Here is a 15,336-nt window from a genome sequence, read left to right as displayed (position 1 = left end):
TTGATCCGGCCCCCCCCTATTTCTAAACAATTTTTTTGGTGGGCTGCTTCAGTTGTTTATAAGCGCCCGCCCCCGTGCCGTCCCCGCCGCCCCGTGCCGGCCCGGCCGGCACGGGGCGGTCCCGACCGGCACGGGCGCCCGGGCCGTCACGCGGTGAAGCGGCCGGTGCGTTTGATCTCCGGGTAGTCGGTGGTCGCGCCGTCGAGCCCGAGGGCCCGGACCAGTCTGAGGTGGTCCTGGGTGTTCACCACCCAGCCGATGATCCTCAGGTCGGCCTTGCGGGCCTGCTCGACGATCTCCAGGGTGAGGCGGCGGATGTTCAGGCAGACGGTCGACGCGCCGGCCGCGACCGCCCGCTCCACTACGTCGGGGCCGTAGCGGCTCGCGACGAGCGCGGTGCGTACGCCGGGCACCAGGCGGGCGATCTCGGCGATCGCGTCGTCGTGGAACGAGGACACCTCGATCCGGCCCGCCAGATCCCGCCGGTTCATCACCTCGGCCAGTGCCCTGGCCGCCTGCACGTCCTTGATCTCGGCCTGCAGCGGCGCGTGGACGGCGTCCAGCACCTCCTCGAAGACGGGGACGTGCTCGCCGCGCCCGGCGTCCAGGGCACGCAGTTCGGCGACGGTCCGGTCGGCGATCGGTCCCGTGCCGTCCGTCGTGCGGTCCAGGTCCGTGTCGTGCATGACGACGAGCGCGCCGTCCTTGCTCAGATGCAGATCGAGTTCGATCACGTCGAGGCCGGCCTCCTGGGCGGCGACGAAGGACCGGAGGGTGTTCTCGGGCTCGACACCCATGACTCCGCGGTGACCGATGGTGAGGAAGTTCAAGATGCGACTCGCTTCCGTCGACAGCGGCGCGGGGCCGCGTCCCTGCGGCCCTCCTGGACCGTATCGCCTGTGCCCGCCCCGTCCAGATGCTGAACATCGAAGTCGAGGAGTGTCACCCAACCGCGTGATGGGCAGGAAAAAGTGCGGTGACGGCCGGGGTGGCGCAGGATAATTTACTGAGGTGTTCCTTGCTGGAAGAAACCTCGTATGTATACGGTCTGCGCAAGCAGTTTCTTCGCTGGAGGATGGGATATGACGGAAATTCTTGCGCAGGCGGGTACGAAGGGGCACGTTCCTTCGGCGGCCAGGGTGGTCGAGCACCCGGCGTGGCCCGTGCTCAAGGATGCCGTGGAGCGGATCAGGCCCTGGCAGGCGAAGGACGGGTCGATCGACCTCGACGCCGAGGGCGCCCCGGCTCCTGCCGAGGCCGAGGCGGAGGTGCGCCGGGTGACCGACGCCCTCGCCGAGCTCTCCCCGCTGCTCCCGCACGACCGCGCCTACCACGAGGCACTGGCGAAGGACCTGATCCGCTGGGCCGAAGGCGGCTTCGAGGTGCCCGACTTCCTTGACTCGCTGCTGGCCTTCCACCCGGCCGCGCACCGTGAGGACGGCCTCCAGCATCTGGTCGTCTTCCCGATGTACACGCAGAACGGCAACCCGGACCGCAACCTCGAGGCGGTCGTGCTGCGCATGGTGTGGCCGGACTGGCTGGCCGAGCTGGAGCGCACCCGCTACGACAACCCGCTGTTCTGCGGCATCTCGTTCGAGGACTTCACCGCGGGCTACGACACCAACTCCGCGGTGCTCTTCCCCGAGACCATCGCCGTGCGCGAGGCTCCCGAGCGGTTCACCTGGGGCGGCATCTTCTGCGACCGTGAGGCCGCCCGCTTCCGCCGGGTGTCCGCCGCCGCCGTCGACCTCCTGGGCCTCGATCTGCCCGAGGACGTCGCCGCGCTGGTGCACGACCAGAAGCGCTGCGAAGAGGCGTTCGTCCTGTGGGACATGGTCCACGACCGCACCCACAGCCACGGCGACCTGCCCTTCGACCCGTTCATGATCAAGCAGCGCCAGCCGTTCTGGATGTACGGCCTGGAGGAGCTGCGCTGCGACCTCACCGCCTTCAAGGAGGCCGTCAAGCTCGCCGGCGACGGCGTCCCGCAGGCGCGTGACGTACAGGTCGCGGTGCTGTTCGACCGCATGTTCCGCTTCCCGGTCACCGGCGAGCGGGTCCGCAACTACGACGGCCTCGGCGGCCAGCTGCTCTTCGCCTACCTGCACAAGCACGACGTCGTCCGCTGGACCGACAACAAGCTCACCATCGACTGGGACCGCGCCCCGCAGGTCACCAACCAGTTGTGCGCCGAGATCGAGACGCTGTACCGCGACGGCATCGACCGCCCCAAGCTCGTCCACTGGTTCGCCGGCTACGAGCTGGTCTCCCGCTACCTCTCCCCGCACCCGGGATCCAAGTGGGCCAAGGGCCCCGACGCCCTGGACCTGGCGCAGCCGCCGCGGAAGCTCGTCGATGACGTGCTTCCGGACGAGTTTCCACTGAGCATGTTCTACGAGGCACTGTCCAAGAAACTGAAGAACGTGATCGCCTCGACCCGGGGTATCACGGCGGACGGCGCCGAGCGGATCGCCGCGTGAGCGATCTCGTTCACACCACTGTGCAGGAGGCGATGACCATGGGGAACGGGGCGCTCGACGGTGCGGTGATCGCGGTGGCCGGCGCGGGGGGACCCGCGGGACGGGCGGCACTGCTCAGGCTGGCCGAGGCGGGGGCGGTCGTCGTCGGTTCCGACAACGACCCGGAGCGGCTGGCGGAGGCCGTGGACGCGGCGCGCTACGCGCACGGGGGCGCCACTGTCACCGGTGACACGGTCGACCTGCTCGACCTGGATTCCACCCGCGAGTGGGCCGCGCGCACCGAGAGGGAGTTCGGCCGCGTCGACGGCCTGGTCCATCTCGTCGGCGGCTGGCGCGGCAGCGAGACCTTCACCAAGACCAGCGTGGACGACTGGGACCTGCTGGAGCTGCTCCTGGTCCGCACCGTGCTGCACACCTCCCTCGCCTTCCACGAGGGACTGCAGCGCAGCGACCGCGGCCGGTACGTCCTGATCAGTGCGGCCGGTGCCAGCAAGCCCACCGCGGGCAACGCCGCCTACGCCGCGGCCAAGGCCGCCGCCGAGGCGTGGACGCTGGCCATGGGCGACTACTTCCGCAAGGCGGGGGGCGAGCAGGGGCCGACATCGGCGGCTGTGATCCTGGTGGTGAAGGCGTTGGTGCACGACGCGATGCGCGCCGAGCGCCCCAACGCGAAGTTCGCGGGCTTCACGGACGTCAGGGATCTCGCCGAGGCGATCGCCGGCGTCTGGGACAAGCCCGCCGCGGAGTTGAACGGAAACCGTCTGTGGCTGACCGAGAAGCCGTGAACCCACCCCGGACCGACGCGCGCCGCCATCACGACCCGGACGTCCGCGGTTTCGCCAGCGACAACTACGCCGGGGCCCACCCGGAAGTGCTCGCCGCCCTGGCTCTGGCCAACGGCGGGCACCAGGTCGCGTACGGCGAGGACGCGTACACGGAGAACCTGCAACAGGTGATCCGCAGCCACTTCGGTCCCACCGCCGAGGCCTTCCCGGTCTTCAACGGCACCGGTGCCAACGTCGTCGCGCTCCAGGCGGTCACCGACCGCTGGGGCGCCGTGATCTGTGCCGAGAGCGCGCACATCAACGTCGACGAGGGCGGGGCGCCGGAGCGCGTCGGCGGGATCAAGCTGCTCACCGTGCCCACCCCCGACGGCAAGCTCACCCCCGAGCTGATCGACCGGCAGGCGTACGGCTGGGAGGACGAGCACCGCGCGATGCCGCAGGTGGTGTCCATCGCCCAGGCCACCGAACTGGGCACGGTGTACACGCCGGACGAGATGCGCGCCCTCTGTGCGCACGCGCACGCCCACGGCATGAAGGTGCATGTCGACGGCTCCCGGCTGGCCAACGCGGCCGCCACTCTGGACGTGCCGATGCGCACCTTCACCAACGCGGCCGGCGTCGACCTCCTCTCCCTGGGCGGCACCAAGAACGGCGCCCTGTTCGGTGAGGCGGTCGTGGTGCTCAACCAGGACGCCGTCAGCCACATGAGGCATCTGCGCAAGCTGTCCATGCAGCTCGCGTCCAAGATGCGCTTCGTCTCGGTGCAGTTGGAGGCCCTGCTCGCACGGGACCTGTGGCTGCGCAACGCCCGGCACGCCAACGAGATGGCCCAGCGCCTCGCCGAGGGCGTGCGTGCCGTGCACGGTGTGGAGATCCTCCACCCGGTCCAGGCCAACGCCGTCTTCGCCCGCCTGCCGCACGCCGTGACCGAGCGCCTGCAGAAGCGCTTCCGCTTCTACTTCTGGGACGAGGTCGCGGGCGACGTCCGCTGGATGTGCGCCTTCGACACCACCGAGGACGACGTGGACACGTTCGTGGCAGCCCTCAAGGAGGAGATGGCCCGCTAGCCGCTGCCACGTATTCGCATAGGTATGCACTTGATCGAAAATGTATTGAATCTCGATCAAGTGCATACCTATGCTTCAGCGGCATGAAAATCATCCAGGAAACCCAGGACCTCTCCGCCTACCTCGCCGCCGATGAGGTGACAGACCACCACCACGAGCTGGTCCGCGAGACCGCCGACCGACTCGCGGCCGGGGTGAGCGACTCGTATGAATATGCGCGGGCGGCCTTCGAGTTCGTGCGCGACGCCATCCCGCACTCCCAGGACTCCGGCGATCCCGGGTCACCTGGCGGGCATCCGACGTCCTGAAGAAGCGCACCGGGATCTGCTGCGCCAAGGCGCACGCGCCGGCCGCGCTGCTGCGGGCCGAGGACATCCCGACCGCGCTGTGCTATCAGAACCTCGGGGTGCTGCACCGCCTGGTCGCCGTGCGGTTCCACGGTGCCTGGCACCGGCAGGACCCACGGGGCAACAGACCCGGAGTCGACGCCCGCTTCTCCCCGACGGGCGAGCGGCCGGTCTTCACGCCCGACCCTGCGTCCGGTGAGACGGACCACCCGCTCCTGTACGCCGCACCGCACCCCGTCGTACTGAAGGCGCTCCAGGCCGCCGTGGACCGCGCACACCTGTGGCGCACGCTCCCCACCGCACTGCCGGACCCCGCCGGATCGTGACGTCCCCGCGACGGCGGGCTCAGCGCGCCTCGGCCGCGCGGACCTGCTCCGGGGTCGGTGCCGTGCCGCCGAGGTGGGCGGGCATCCACCAGGTGTCGTCCTGGCCACTGGGATGCACCGGGTAGGCACGCTGTGCGGCCTCCAGCAGTTCCTGGACCCGCTCCCGCAACTGCCGGGTGATCGCGCCCGCGTACTTGTCCCTGGACGCCTCGACCGCCTCGCCGACACGCATGGTGATCGGGGTGTGGCTGCGCTTGAAGTTGCGGGGGTGCCCCTTGGTCCACAGCCGCTGAGTGCCCCACACCGCCATCGGGATCAGGGGCACGCCCGCCTCCTGCGCCATGCGCGCGGCACCCGACTTGAAGCTCTTCAGGGTGAAGGACTGGGAGATCGTCGCCTCCGGGAAGACGCCCACGATCTCGCCGGAGCGCAGCGAGTCGAGCGCGTGCGCGTACGCCGCGTCGCCCTGCTTGCGGTCGACGGGGATGTGCTTCATCCCGCGCATCAGCGGACCCGAGATCTTGTGCCGGAAGACGGCGTCCTTCGCCATGAAGCGCACGAGCCGCTTCTGCGGCAGCGCCGCGAGACCGTTGAAGACGAAGTCCAGGTAGCTGATGTGGTTGCTCACCAACACGGCGCCGCCCGTACGCGGAATGTTCTCCGAACCCCGGCAGTCGATCTTGAGGTCCCACGCCTTGAACAGAGTCTGGGCGAAACCGATCACGGGACGGTAGACGAGTTCTGCCATGGTGCGGTGGAACCCTTCCTGCTCTGCCTGGGAAGGGGGCCTCCCAGTCGAAGTTACGCAGCCGTAGGTTTACGGCTTGTCGCTGATGGTGCCCCAAGAACGACCGGCGAACCAGCCCTGCTGCCTGCCTGCGGCGAGATTCTTGTCACGTCCACCCCCATGACCCACCTCGGGCTTTTGCGTCGCCATTACCCCGCGCACCCCCGTCCGTCGCAGGGGCAGGTGCATCTCGCACCCCAGGCGGTAACCGAACACGGGGCCGGGGAAGTCCGCCGCCGACCCGATCCGGGGCCGTACCATGCGCCGGAACGGCCGGCCGTACGGCGAGCGGCCGTCCCGAAGCGGGGTCCTCTCCTGTCGATGTCCATGGATCAAGCGTTCCGCACGGGAAACTCGTGCGGGCAGCGGGAATCTTCACGGTCTCCCGCATGCTGCGACAGACGATGACCGGACCGATGGTGTGTGCCGGCGCTCGCGTCGGCGAGCGCCTTCGGAGTGCTGCTGCGGCGGCGGAGCGGGAGAGTGCGGATGCGCGGGCGGGGCGACGGCAAGCGGCTGCGAGCGGCGGAGATCGGTGCGGACCTCGGTGAACGAGCCACCCTCGTCCAGTTCTCCAGCGCGTTCTGCGCGCCCTGCCGGGCGACTCGGAGGGTGCTCGACGAGGTGGCCGGCCTGGTTCCCGGCGTGGCCCATGTGGAGATCGACGCCGAGGCGCACCTCGACCTCGTGCGCCGGCTGGACATCCTCAAGACCCCCACCGTGCTCGTCCTCGACGCCGCCGGCACCGTCGTCCGGCGTGCCACCGGCCAGCCGCGCAAGGCCGATGTGATCGCCGCGCTCGGCGAGGCCGTGTGACGGTCGGCAAGCCCCGCCACCAGGGACGTTCCAGCGTCCTTCGGGGCTGAGTCCGGGCCGCCGCTTGCTGCGGGCAGGTCGAGTTCCGGTTACGCTGCGTTGCGAAGGTCACAGTTCAAAGCGCTTGCTCAGCGGGAATGAACTGGATGTACTGGCGAGTAATATTTCACTCGGAAACGTGGATCGCCCCGATCGGGAACGGCCGTTTGAGGCGCCTATGCTGCCTGAAGGCAGGCAGCCAGAAATGACGATTGCAGTAGGAGAGCCGGCGTGAGCTTGAGGATCGTTGTCACAGTGAAGTACGTGCCCGACGCCACTGGCGACCGGCACTTCGCCGATGACCTGACCGTCGACCGCGACGATGTGGACGGTCTGCTCTCCGAGCTGGACGAGTACGCGGTCGAGCAGGCGCTGCAGATCTCGGAGAACTCCGACGACGACGTGGAGATCACCGTCCTGACCGTGGGCCCGGAGGACGCCAAGGACGCGCTGCGCAAGGCGCTGTCCATGGGCGCGGACAAGGCGATCCACGTCGAGGACGACGATCTGCACGGCACCGACGCCATCGGCACCTCCCTGGTCCTGGCCAAGGCGGTCGAGAAGGCCGGCTACGACCTGGTCGTCTCCGGCATGGCCTCCACCGACGGCACCATGGGTGTCGTGCCGGCGCTGCTCGCGGAGCGCCTGGGCGTGCCGCAGGTGACGCTGCTGTCGGAGGTGTCGGTCGAGGACGGCAAGGTGTCGGGCCGCCGTGACGGCGACGCCGCGTCCGAGCGGCTCGAGGCGTCGCTGCCGGCGGTCGTGTCGGTCACCGACCAGTCGGGCGAGGCGCGTTACCCGTCCTTCAAGGGCATCATGGCGGCGAAGAAGAAGCCGGTTCAGTCCTGGGACCTGTCCGACCTCGACCTCGAGGCGGCGGAGGTCGGCCTGGAGGGCGCCTACACCGTGGTCGACTCCGCGACCGAGCGCCCGGCCCGCACCGCGGGCACGATCGTCAAGGACGAGGGCGAGGGCGGCAAGCAGCTCGCCGAGTTCCTCGCGAGCCAGAAGTTCATCTGAGTCAAGAGGCTCGACTCGCTTCCCGCCCCTCACACCCCGCAAGCAGGAGAGAAGAAGTCCCATGGCTGAAGTTCTCGTCTACGTCGACCACGTGGACGGCGCCGTCCGCAAGCCGACCCTGGAGCTGCTGACACTGGCCCGCCGCATCGGCGAGCCGGTCGCCGTCGCGCTGGGCAACGGCGCCGCCGACACCGCCGCCACGCTGGCCGAGCACGGCGCGGTGAAGGTCCTCACGCATGAGGCCGCCGAGTACGCCGACTACCTCGTCGTGCCGAAGGTGGACGCCCTTCAGGCCGCCCACGAGGCCGTCTCCCCGGCCGCCGTCCTGGTTCCCTCCTCCGCCGAGGGCAAGGAGGTCGCGGCCCGTCTGGCGCTGCGTCTGGGCTCCGGCCTCATCACCGACGCCGTCGACCTGGAGGCCGGCGACGAGGGCCCGGTGGCCACGCAGTCGGTGTTCGCCGCCGCCTACACCACCAAGTCCCGTGTCTCCAAGGGCACTCCGGTCATCACGGTCAAGCCGAACTCGGTCGCCGTGGAGGCCGCTCCGGCCGCAGGCAGCGTCGAGGCGCTGTCCGTGACCTTCTCCGAGCAGGCGACCGGCACCAAGGTCACCGGCCGCACCCCGCGCGAGTCGACCGGCCGCCCCGAGCTGACCGAGGCCGCGATCGTGGTCTCCGGCGGCCGCGGTGTCAACGGCGCGGAGAACTTCGCGGTCATCGAGGCGCTCGCCGACTCCCTCGGCGCGGCCGTCGGCGCCTCGCGTGCCGCGGTCGACGCCGGCTGGTACCCGCACACCAACCAGGTCGGCCAGACCGGCAAGAGCGTCTCGCCGCAGCTGTACGTCGCCGCCGGCATCTCCGGCGCGATCCAGCACCGCGCGGGCATGCAGACCTCGAAGACGATCGTGGCGGTCAACAAGGACGCCGAGGCCCCGATCTTCGACCTCGTCGACTACGGCGTCGTCGGCGACCTCTTCGATGTCGTCCCGCAGCTCACCGAGGAGATCAAGACCCGCAAGGGCTGATCCTCTCCGGGCCGTACGAGGCCCCTGCGACCGCGTCCGGCGTGGTCGCGGGGGCCTCGCCCCGTTCCGTTCCCGGTGCGGTGCCCCGGCTCAGTTCGTCCGTCCCAGGGTGAGCGACGCCTGCACCGGCAGATGGTCGCTCGGGAACCGGCCGGCCGGCGCGAAGGTGTTGACCGACGCCCGGTGCACCGTGACACCGGGCGTGGTCAGGATCCAGTCGATACGGGCACCGTCCGGCACCAGCGGCTCGTACCCGTGGAACGTCCCGTACGCCTCTCCCCGCTCGGCCGCCGCGTCCCAGGTGTCGACGAGACCGGCGCCCAGCATCGTGTCGTACACCGGGTTCCCGTGGGCGGCGACGTTGAAGTCCCCCGTCACGATCACGGGCAGGGAGCGGGCCGGCCCGGTGACGCGTTCGGCGAGCAGGGCGGCGGCCCGCTCGCGTGCGTACCGGCTCGCGTTGTCCAGGTGGGTGTTGAACACGTAGAACTCCCGGTCACCGGCGCGCAGATCGCGGAAGCGGACCCAGGTGACCATGCGGACATGGGCGTTGCCCCAGGTGTTCGAGGCGATCAGGTGAGGCGTGTCGGAAAGCCAGAAGTGGTCGTACTCCAGCGGGGCGAGCCGGCGGGTGTCGTAGAGGATCCCCATGAACTCGTCCCGGCTGCCGCCCGCCCGGCCGGTGCCGATCCAGTCGTAGGACGGGCCCAGGTCGGCCTCGATGTCGCGCAGCTGCTGGTGGAGGCCCTCCTGGGTGCCGATGACGTGCGGTTGCTCGCGGCGCAGCAGTTGGCGTGTCACGGGTCTCCGGGCGGCCCAGCTGTGGGGCTCCGCCGTACTGGCGAAGCGCAGGTTGAACGACATGACGTCCAGCGGCCCGCCCCGGAGTTCCCGGCGTTCCTTGGCCGAGGCGGGCCCGGCGGGCAGTGCTGTACTGGAGAGCGGAAGGGTGACGGAAGCGGCGAGCGCGGTCTTCAGCCCCAGGCGGCGCGTGATTCGGCTGTGGTTCGGCACAGGAGCTCCTTCGCTGGTGCTGCGCGGCGGTGTCCGGGTGAGTCGGGCGTGCGTCGGCGTGCGTCGGTCTGGTGCCGGGCGGTGCGTGGTTGCGTGTCGGACGGTGCCAGATAGACGCGAACATACCGAGATGGCGGAGTGGATCGGGATGCAAGAGGGATGCAAGGCGGTGTTGACCGGCGCGAAGGCCGCCCGATAACTTCATTCAACGGATTGTTGATTCCGTATCGTGGAAAGCGTGGGACGGGTGTGCCTCGAGGCACGAAGGATCCGGAGGGCGTGGAATGAGCCAGGGCCGGCAGGAACGGGTGGCGACGAGCATCGCGGGCGCCGTCGGCGCGGAGATCGGCGCCTCCCTGGCGCCGGTCGACGCCGAGCTGGAGCGCCGCTACCCCGGAGACCCCGGCACCCGTCAGCCCGTTCACACCGTCTACGTCCCCGGCGACGCCTTCACCGCCGGCACCCTCCGCGCCTGGGGCGACCAGGCCCTGGCCGCCCTCGACGAACACGCTCCGGACGCCGTCTCGTTCGCCGCCGCCGTCGGGATGGACCCCGCACTGGCCGAGGACGTGTACGGGCGCGTCCGCGCCAAGCTGGAGCGCGAACCCGTGGAAGACCTGCGCGTCGACTTCGAGGACGGTTACGGCAACCGCCCCGACGCCGAGGAGGACGAGACCGCCGCCCGCGCCGCGCGGCTGATCGCCGAGGCGTACCGGGACGGCACGGCGGCCCCGTACACGGGCATCCGGATGAAGTGCATGGAGGCCGCGGTGCGCGACCGGGGCATCCGCACCCTCGACATCTTCCTCACCGGCCTGGCCGAGGCGGGCCCGCTGCCCGATGGGCTGGTGCTGACGCTCCCCAAGGTCACGTACGCCGAGCAGGTCACCGCCATGGTGCGGCTCCTCGACGCCTTCGAGAAGGCGCGCGGCCTGGAACCCGGCCGGCTCGGCTTCGAGATCCAGATCGAGACCAGCCAGGCCGTCCTCGCCGCCGACGGCACCGCCACCGTCGCCCGGATGATCCAGGCCGCCGAGGGCCGGGCCACCGGGCTGCACTACGGCACCTTCGACTACAGCGCCTGCCTCGGGGTCTCCGCCGCCCACCAGGCCAGTGACCACCCGGCGGCCGATCACGCCAAGGCCGTCATGCAGGTCGCCGCCGCGGGCACCGGCGTACGCGTGTCGGACGGTTCCACCAACGTCCTGCCCGTCGGCCCGACCGCACAGGTCCACGCGGCATGGCGGCTGCACCACGGCCTCACCCGCCGGGCCCTGGCCCGCGCCTACTACCAGGGCTGGGACATGCATCCCGGGCATCTGCCCACCCGTTACGCGGCCGTCTTCGCCTTCTACCGCGAGAGCTTCGAACAGGCCGCCGCCCGGCTCGCCCGGTACGCCGCCCGGGCCTCCGGCGACGTCATGGACGAGCCGGCCACCGCCAAGGCGCTGGCCGGCCACCTGCTGCGCGGCCTGGACTGCGGTGCCCTGGACCACGCCGAAGTGGCGCGGGCGACGGGCCTGACCCGCGCCGGCCTGGAGGGCTTCGCGTCCCCACGCCGAGGCGACCCGACGGGAGGGCGCGGGTGAGGGGCGTCGGCGACGACGTGCCGGTGCCAGGAATTCCCGGCCGCCGAGCCGTGCGTACCGCTCCGGAACCGACGCCCTCACCGGCGGCTCCTCCTCGGACACCCGGCCGCCCCGCGCGGTCCCGGCGGACGAGGGCGCTCAGTCCGCCGGAAGCAGCTCGCCGGAGCCGCGCGTGATCAGCTTGGTCGGCAGCTCGATCCGCTCGGGGGCGAGCAGGGTGCCGTCCAGCTGACGGAAGAGGCGCTCGGCCGCGGTCCGGCCGAGGGCGGCGGAGTCCTGGGCGACGACCGTGAGTCCCGGCCGGAGCAGATCGGCGAGCTCGATGTCGTCGAAGCCGACGAGCGCGACCGGGCGGGACCGCTCGCTCAGGACCCGGATCACGGTGACCGTCACCCGGTTGTTGCCCGTGAAGACCGCCGTGACCGGATCCGGGCGGGACAGCATCTCCTCGGTGGCCCGGCGCACCCGCTCGGGGTCGGTGACCCCCAGGGAGATCCAGGCGTCCTCCACCGGTATGCCCGCGTCGTCCATGGCCGCGCGGTAGCCGCGCAGCCGCTCGGACGCGGTGTGGATGCCGGGCATGTCACCGATGAAACCGATCCTGCGGTGCCCGTGGGCGATCAGATGGGCCACGCCGTCACGGGCGCCGCCGTAGTTGTCCGACACGACGACGTCGGCGTCTATCCGGCCGGCCGGCCGGTCCACGAAGACCGTGGCGACGCCCGCCTTGAGCTCCGGCTCGAGATACCGGTGGTCGTCACCGGCCGGAATCACCACCAGTCCGTCCACCCGGCGGGCGCACAGTGCCAGCACCAGCTCCTGCTCGCGGTCGGCGTCCTCCGCGCTGGAACCGTTGATCAGCAGTGCGCCGTGCGCGCGGGCGACCTCCTCGACCGCCCGGCTCAGCGGACCGTAGAACGGGTCCGCGAGATCCTCCAGGACCAGGCCCACGCTGGAGGTACGGCCCTTGCGCAGGACCCGTGCGCTGTCGTTGCGGCGGAAACCGAGCGCCTCGATGGACTCCTGGACCCGGCGCTCCGTCTCCGGCGTGACCCCGGACTCACCGTTGACCACCCGCGAGACCGTCTTCAGGCCGACGCCTGCCCGGGCCGCCACGTCCTTCATGGTCGGGCGGCTGCCGTAACGGGACCCTGGGAGGCGGTGGGTGCGGCGGGGCGTCTCCGGCACGGTACGGTGTCCTGTCCTGTCGACCACGGGCTGCGTGGGGCCATGGGGTTGTATGAGGATGTGGCATCGAGCATAGAGCCTGGACAACGTTGTCAGGCTCAGGGACACTGTCCACCGCACGCCCCGGCCCGCGAGTGGTCGCGACACCGGGGTGCGGCTCGCCCCCGTGTGTCGGTTCATGGCCGCGCATGGGCTGTTTCAGCGCCTTTCTCATGGTTGACGGGGAGAACCGACACTGATGCACACCGACCTCGTGGCAGCGCTCGACATCGGCGGCACCAAGATCGCCGGCGCGCTGGTGGACGGGCAGGGCCGGATACTGGTCCGTGCCCAGCGGCCGACGCCCGCCAAGGAGGGCGGCGGCACCGTGATGCGGGCGGTCGAAATGGTGCTGGGCGAGCTCACCGCGTCCCCGCTGTGGGAGCACGCGAGCGCCGTGGGCATCGGCAGCGCGGGCCCGGTGGACGCCTCCACGGGCACGGTGAGTCCGGTGAACGTGCCCGGCTGGCGTGACTACCCGCTGGTCGCGGGGGTCCGGGCCGCCGCCGGTGGACTGCCCGTGGAACTGATCGGTGACGGCGTGGCGATCACGGCGGCCGAACACTGGCAGGGTGCCGCCCGCGGTCACGACAACGCGCTGTGCATGGTCGTCTCGACCGGGGTCGGCGGCGGACTCGTGCTGGGCGGCAGGCTGCACCCCGGGCCGACCGGCAACGCGGGGCATATCGGCCACATCAGCGTGGATCTCGACGGCGACCCGTGCCCGTGCGGCTCGCGCGGCTGCGTGGAGCGCATCGCGAGCGGGCCCAACATCGCCCGCCGGGCCCTGGCGGACGGCTGGCTCCCCGGACCGGACGGCGACACCTCCGCCGCGGCGGTGGCCACCGCCGCCCGCGCCGGGGACCCGGTGGCCGTGGCGTCGTTCGCGCGGGCCGCGCGGGCGCTGGCCGCCGGAATCGCGGCCACCGCGACGCTCGTCGAGATCGACATCGCCGTGGTCGGCGGGGGAGTGGGCAAGGCGGGCGAGGTCCTCTTCACCCCCCTGCGCCAGGCCCTGGCCGAGTACGCGACGCTGTCGTTCGTCCGGCGTCTCGTGGTGACGCCGGCGCGGATGGGCACCGACGCCGGGCTGGTGGGCGCCGCGGCGGCGGCCCTGACCCGGCGGACGGACCCGGCGGCGGCAGGCGTCTGACCGAGGCCGGGGCACGGGTGCCCGCAGGAACGTTCACGCTGTGTCGTACGAGTCCGTACCGCCGTAGTGTCCGTACGTTCCGGTGCAGGCCCGTGCGTGACCCCGGGGCGGCTTCCGCCGTTGAACCCTGCATGAAGAAGCGCAGCATGCTCGCCATCGCCTCCCTCGCCACCGGGTTCGTCGTCGCGGCGGTCACCCCCTCGCACGCGCTCGGTGAGGGCCTCGACAGCCTCCCCGCCGGTGACGCACTCAGCACCCTCGACCACGCCGTCACCGACCACGCCGTCACCGACGACGCCGTCACCGACGACGCCGTCACCGACGACGCCCCCGCCGCCACGGCCGGCGCCGACCGGGAGACCAAGGCCTGACGGGCCGCACCGCACAACCGCCCCACGGCGCCGGCGCCTCCTCCCCGAAGGGGCGCCGGCGCCGTCGGTATGCGTTCTCAACGGGGGCTGGTTTCCGTGGCAGGGTGGAGCGGGCAAGCCACAGGGGGCCAACAGAAGAGGGGGAACCGTGATCGTCTGGATCAACGGTGCGTTCGGTGCGGGGAAGACCACGACCGCACGGGAACTGATCGAACTGATCCCGAACAGCGCGCTCTTCGACCCCGAGGTCATCGGCGGGGCGCTCAGTCAACTGCTTCCGCCCAAACGCCTCGCCGAGGTCGGCGACTTCCAGGACCTTTCCATCTGGCGCCGGCTCGTGATCGACACGGCGGCGGCGATGCTCGCCGAACTCGGCGGGACCCTGGTCGTCCCCATGACCCTGCTGAGACAGGAGTACCGTGACGAGATCTTCGGTGGCCTCGCGGCCCGCCGGATTCCGGTCCGGCATGTCCTCCTCGCTCCGGCGGAAACGATCCTGCGTGAGCGAATAGCGGACCGGGAGGTTCCGCCGGACCTCCCGGACGGCGAGATAAGGATCCGGCAGTGGTCCTACGACCACATCGAGCCGTACAAAGCCGCTCTGGCCTCCTGGCTCACCGCCGACGCCTACCCCGTCGGCACCGGCTCGCTGAGCCCGTACGACACCGCCGTCCGGATCGCCGAGGCGGTCGGCAGCGGTGAGGCGCCCGCCTGCGACATCGTGCAGACGCCCGAGCCGACCGCCGAGACCGTCGCCGCCGGTGTCCTGCTCTTCGACGAGCGCGACAGAGTGCTGCTCGTCGACCCGACCTACAAGCCGGGCTGGGAGTTCCCCGGCGGAGTCGTCGAACCCGGTGAGGCGCCCGCGCGCGCGGGCGTCCGCGAAGTCGCCGAGGAGACCGGCATCCGCCTCGACGGCGTGCCGGCCCTGCTCGTCGTCGACTGGGAACCGCCCGCACCGCCCGCCTACGGCGGCCTGCGTCTGCTCTTCGACGGCGGCCGCCTCGCCGCCGCCGATGCCGCGCGGCTGCTGCTGCCCGGCCCCGAACTGCGCGACTGGCGCTTCGTCTCCGAGACGGAGGCCGCCGAGATGCTGCCCCCGGTCCGCTACGAACGGCTCCGCCGTGCCCTGCGGGCACGGGAACGCGGGAAGGCGATGTATCTGGAAGCCGGGGTACCGGTCGGCTGACGTCCGGTACTGACCGGACCGCGCACGCCGGCCCGCGGTGTCGCGCGGTCCTGCGCGGCCGAACCTCGGGTGCGACGCCCGGCCCGGAACCACGTCCCGGGC

General features: G+C 71.1%; 14 protein-coding genes and 1 pseudogene. 11 read left to right on the top strand and 4 right to left on the bottom strand.

Features of this window, described 5'->3' with window-relative positions; translation table 11 throughout:
* Positions 1-146: 146 nt before the first annotated feature.
* A complete protein-coding gene (locus tag ACFWVE_RS32940; RefSeq protein WP_384022239.1) occupies positions 147-830 on the bottom strand; it encodes a glycerophosphodiester phosphodiesterase in 684 nt (227 codons plus the stop codon).
* A 252-nt stretch (positions 831-1,082) separates the two neighbouring features.
* Here ACFWVE_RS32940 and ACFWVE_RS32935 point away from each other — a divergent pair, with 252 nt between their 5' ends.
* The 4 genes and pseudogenes from ACFWVE_RS32935 (at position 1,083) to ACFWVE_RS32920 (ending at position 5,005) form a co-directional block, all read left to right on the top strand.
* Entirely contained in the window at positions 1,083-2,480 is a 1,398-nt protein-coding gene (locus ACFWVE_RS32935) for a DUF6421 family protein (protein WP_384022236.1), read from the top strand.
* A 38-nt stretch (positions 2,481-2,518) separates the two neighbouring features.
* Entirely contained in the window at positions 2,519-3,265 is a 747-nt protein-coding gene (locus tag ACFWVE_RS32930) for an SDR family NAD(P)-dependent oxidoreductase (protein WP_384022242.1), read from the top strand.
* Positions 3,262-4,332, top strand: a complete 1,071-nt coding sequence (locus ACFWVE_RS32925; protein ID WP_384022233.1) for a threonine aldolase family protein — start codon at positions 3,262-3,264, stop codon at positions 4,330-4,332. Before ACFWVE_RS32930 ends, ACFWVE_RS32925 begins: the two co-directional genes overlap by 4 nt.
* An 83-nt stretch (positions 4,333-4,415) precedes the next feature.
* Positions 4,416-5,005 (top strand): annotated as a pseudogene (locus ACFWVE_RS32920) (transglutaminase family protein).
* A 19-nt stretch (positions 5,006-5,024) separates the two neighbouring features.
* Here ACFWVE_RS32920 and ACFWVE_RS32915 read toward each other — a convergent pair.
* Positions 5,025-5,753, bottom strand: a complete 729-nt coding sequence (locus ACFWVE_RS32915; RefSeq protein ID WP_384022230.1) for a lysophospholipid acyltransferase family protein — start codon at positions 5,751-5,753, stop codon at positions 5,025-5,027.
* Between the two features lie 462 nt (positions 5,754-6,215).
* On the opposite strand from ACFWVE_RS32915, the gene ACFWVE_RS32910 reads away from it, so the two are divergent.
* From ACFWVE_RS32910 to ACFWVE_RS32900, 3 genes are all read left to right on the top strand, one after another.
* Positions 6,216-6,608, top strand: coding sequence for a thioredoxin family protein (locus ACFWVE_RS32910; RefSeq protein ID WP_384022226.1), 393 nt, complete (start codon positions 6,216-6,218; stop codon positions 6,606-6,608).
* A 270-nt stretch (positions 6,609-6,878) separates the two neighbouring features.
* Positions 6,879-7,667: an electron transfer flavoprotein subunit beta/FixA family protein gene (locus tag ACFWVE_RS32905; protein ID WP_384022224.1), complete on the top strand. Its 789-nt coding sequence runs from the start codon at positions 6,879-6,881 to the stop codon at positions 7,665-7,667.
* A 61-nt stretch (positions 7,668-7,728) separates the two neighbouring features.
* Positions 7,729-8,691 carry an electron transfer flavoprotein subunit alpha/FixB family protein gene (locus ACFWVE_RS32900; protein WP_384022221.1) on the top strand — a complete coding sequence of 321 codons (963 nt, stop codon included), beginning with the start codon at positions 7,729-7,731 and terminating at the stop codon, positions 8,689-8,691.
* A 90-nt stretch (positions 8,692-8,781) separates the two neighbouring features.
* Here ACFWVE_RS32900 and ACFWVE_RS32895 read toward each other — a convergent pair whose 3' ends face one another.
* On the bottom strand, positions 8,782-9,705 hold the full coding sequence (locus ACFWVE_RS32895) for an endonuclease/exonuclease/phosphatase family protein (protein ID WP_384022218.1): 924 nt from the start codon (positions 9,703-9,705) through the stop codon (positions 8,782-8,784).
* A gap of 284 nt (positions 9,706-9,989) precedes the next feature.
* Between ACFWVE_RS32895 and ACFWVE_RS32890 the strand changes: the two genes are divergently transcribed.
* Positions 9,990-11,294: a DUF6986 family protein gene (locus tag ACFWVE_RS32890; RefSeq protein ID WP_384022215.1), complete on the top strand. Its 1,305-nt coding sequence runs from the start codon at positions 9,990-9,992 to the stop codon at positions 11,292-11,294.
* 138 nt (positions 11,295-11,432) lie between these two features.
* Here ACFWVE_RS32890 and ACFWVE_RS32885 read toward each other — a convergent pair whose 3' ends face one another.
* Positions 11,433-12,482, bottom strand: coding sequence for a LacI family DNA-binding transcriptional regulator (locus tag ACFWVE_RS32885; protein ID WP_384022211.1), 1,050 nt, complete (start codon positions 12,480-12,482; stop codon positions 11,433-11,435).
* A 238-nt stretch (positions 12,483-12,720) separates the two neighbouring features.
* On the opposite strand from ACFWVE_RS32885, the gene ACFWVE_RS32880 reads away from it, so the two are divergent.
* From ACFWVE_RS32880 to ACFWVE_RS32870, 3 genes are all read left to right on the top strand, one after another.
* The gene (locus ACFWVE_RS32880; RefSeq protein ID WP_384022208.1) at positions 12,721-13,674 is read left to right on the top strand and encodes an ROK family protein; all 954 of its coding nucleotides are present in this window, start codon (positions 12,721-12,723) and stop codon (positions 13,672-13,674) included.
* 131 nt (positions 13,675-13,805) lie between these two features.
* Positions 13,806-14,045, top strand: a complete 240-nt coding sequence (locus tag ACFWVE_RS32875; RefSeq protein WP_384022205.1) for a hypothetical protein — start codon at positions 13,806-13,808, stop codon at positions 14,043-14,045.
* Between the two features lie 148 nt (positions 14,046-14,193).
* Positions 14,194-15,234: an NUDIX domain-containing protein gene (locus ACFWVE_RS32870; RefSeq protein WP_384022202.1), complete on the top strand. Its 1,041-nt coding sequence runs from the start codon at positions 14,194-14,196 to the stop codon at positions 15,232-15,234.
* Positions 15,235-15,336: the final 102 nt, after the last annotated feature.

The organism is Streptomyces sp. NPDC058632 (assembly GCF_042717095.1).
In the GTDB taxonomy this organism is placed as follows: domain Bacteria; phylum Actinomycetota; class Actinomycetes; order Streptomycetales; family Streptomycetaceae; genus Streptomyces.
This window is presented reverse-complemented; position numbering and strand designations above follow the sequence as displayed.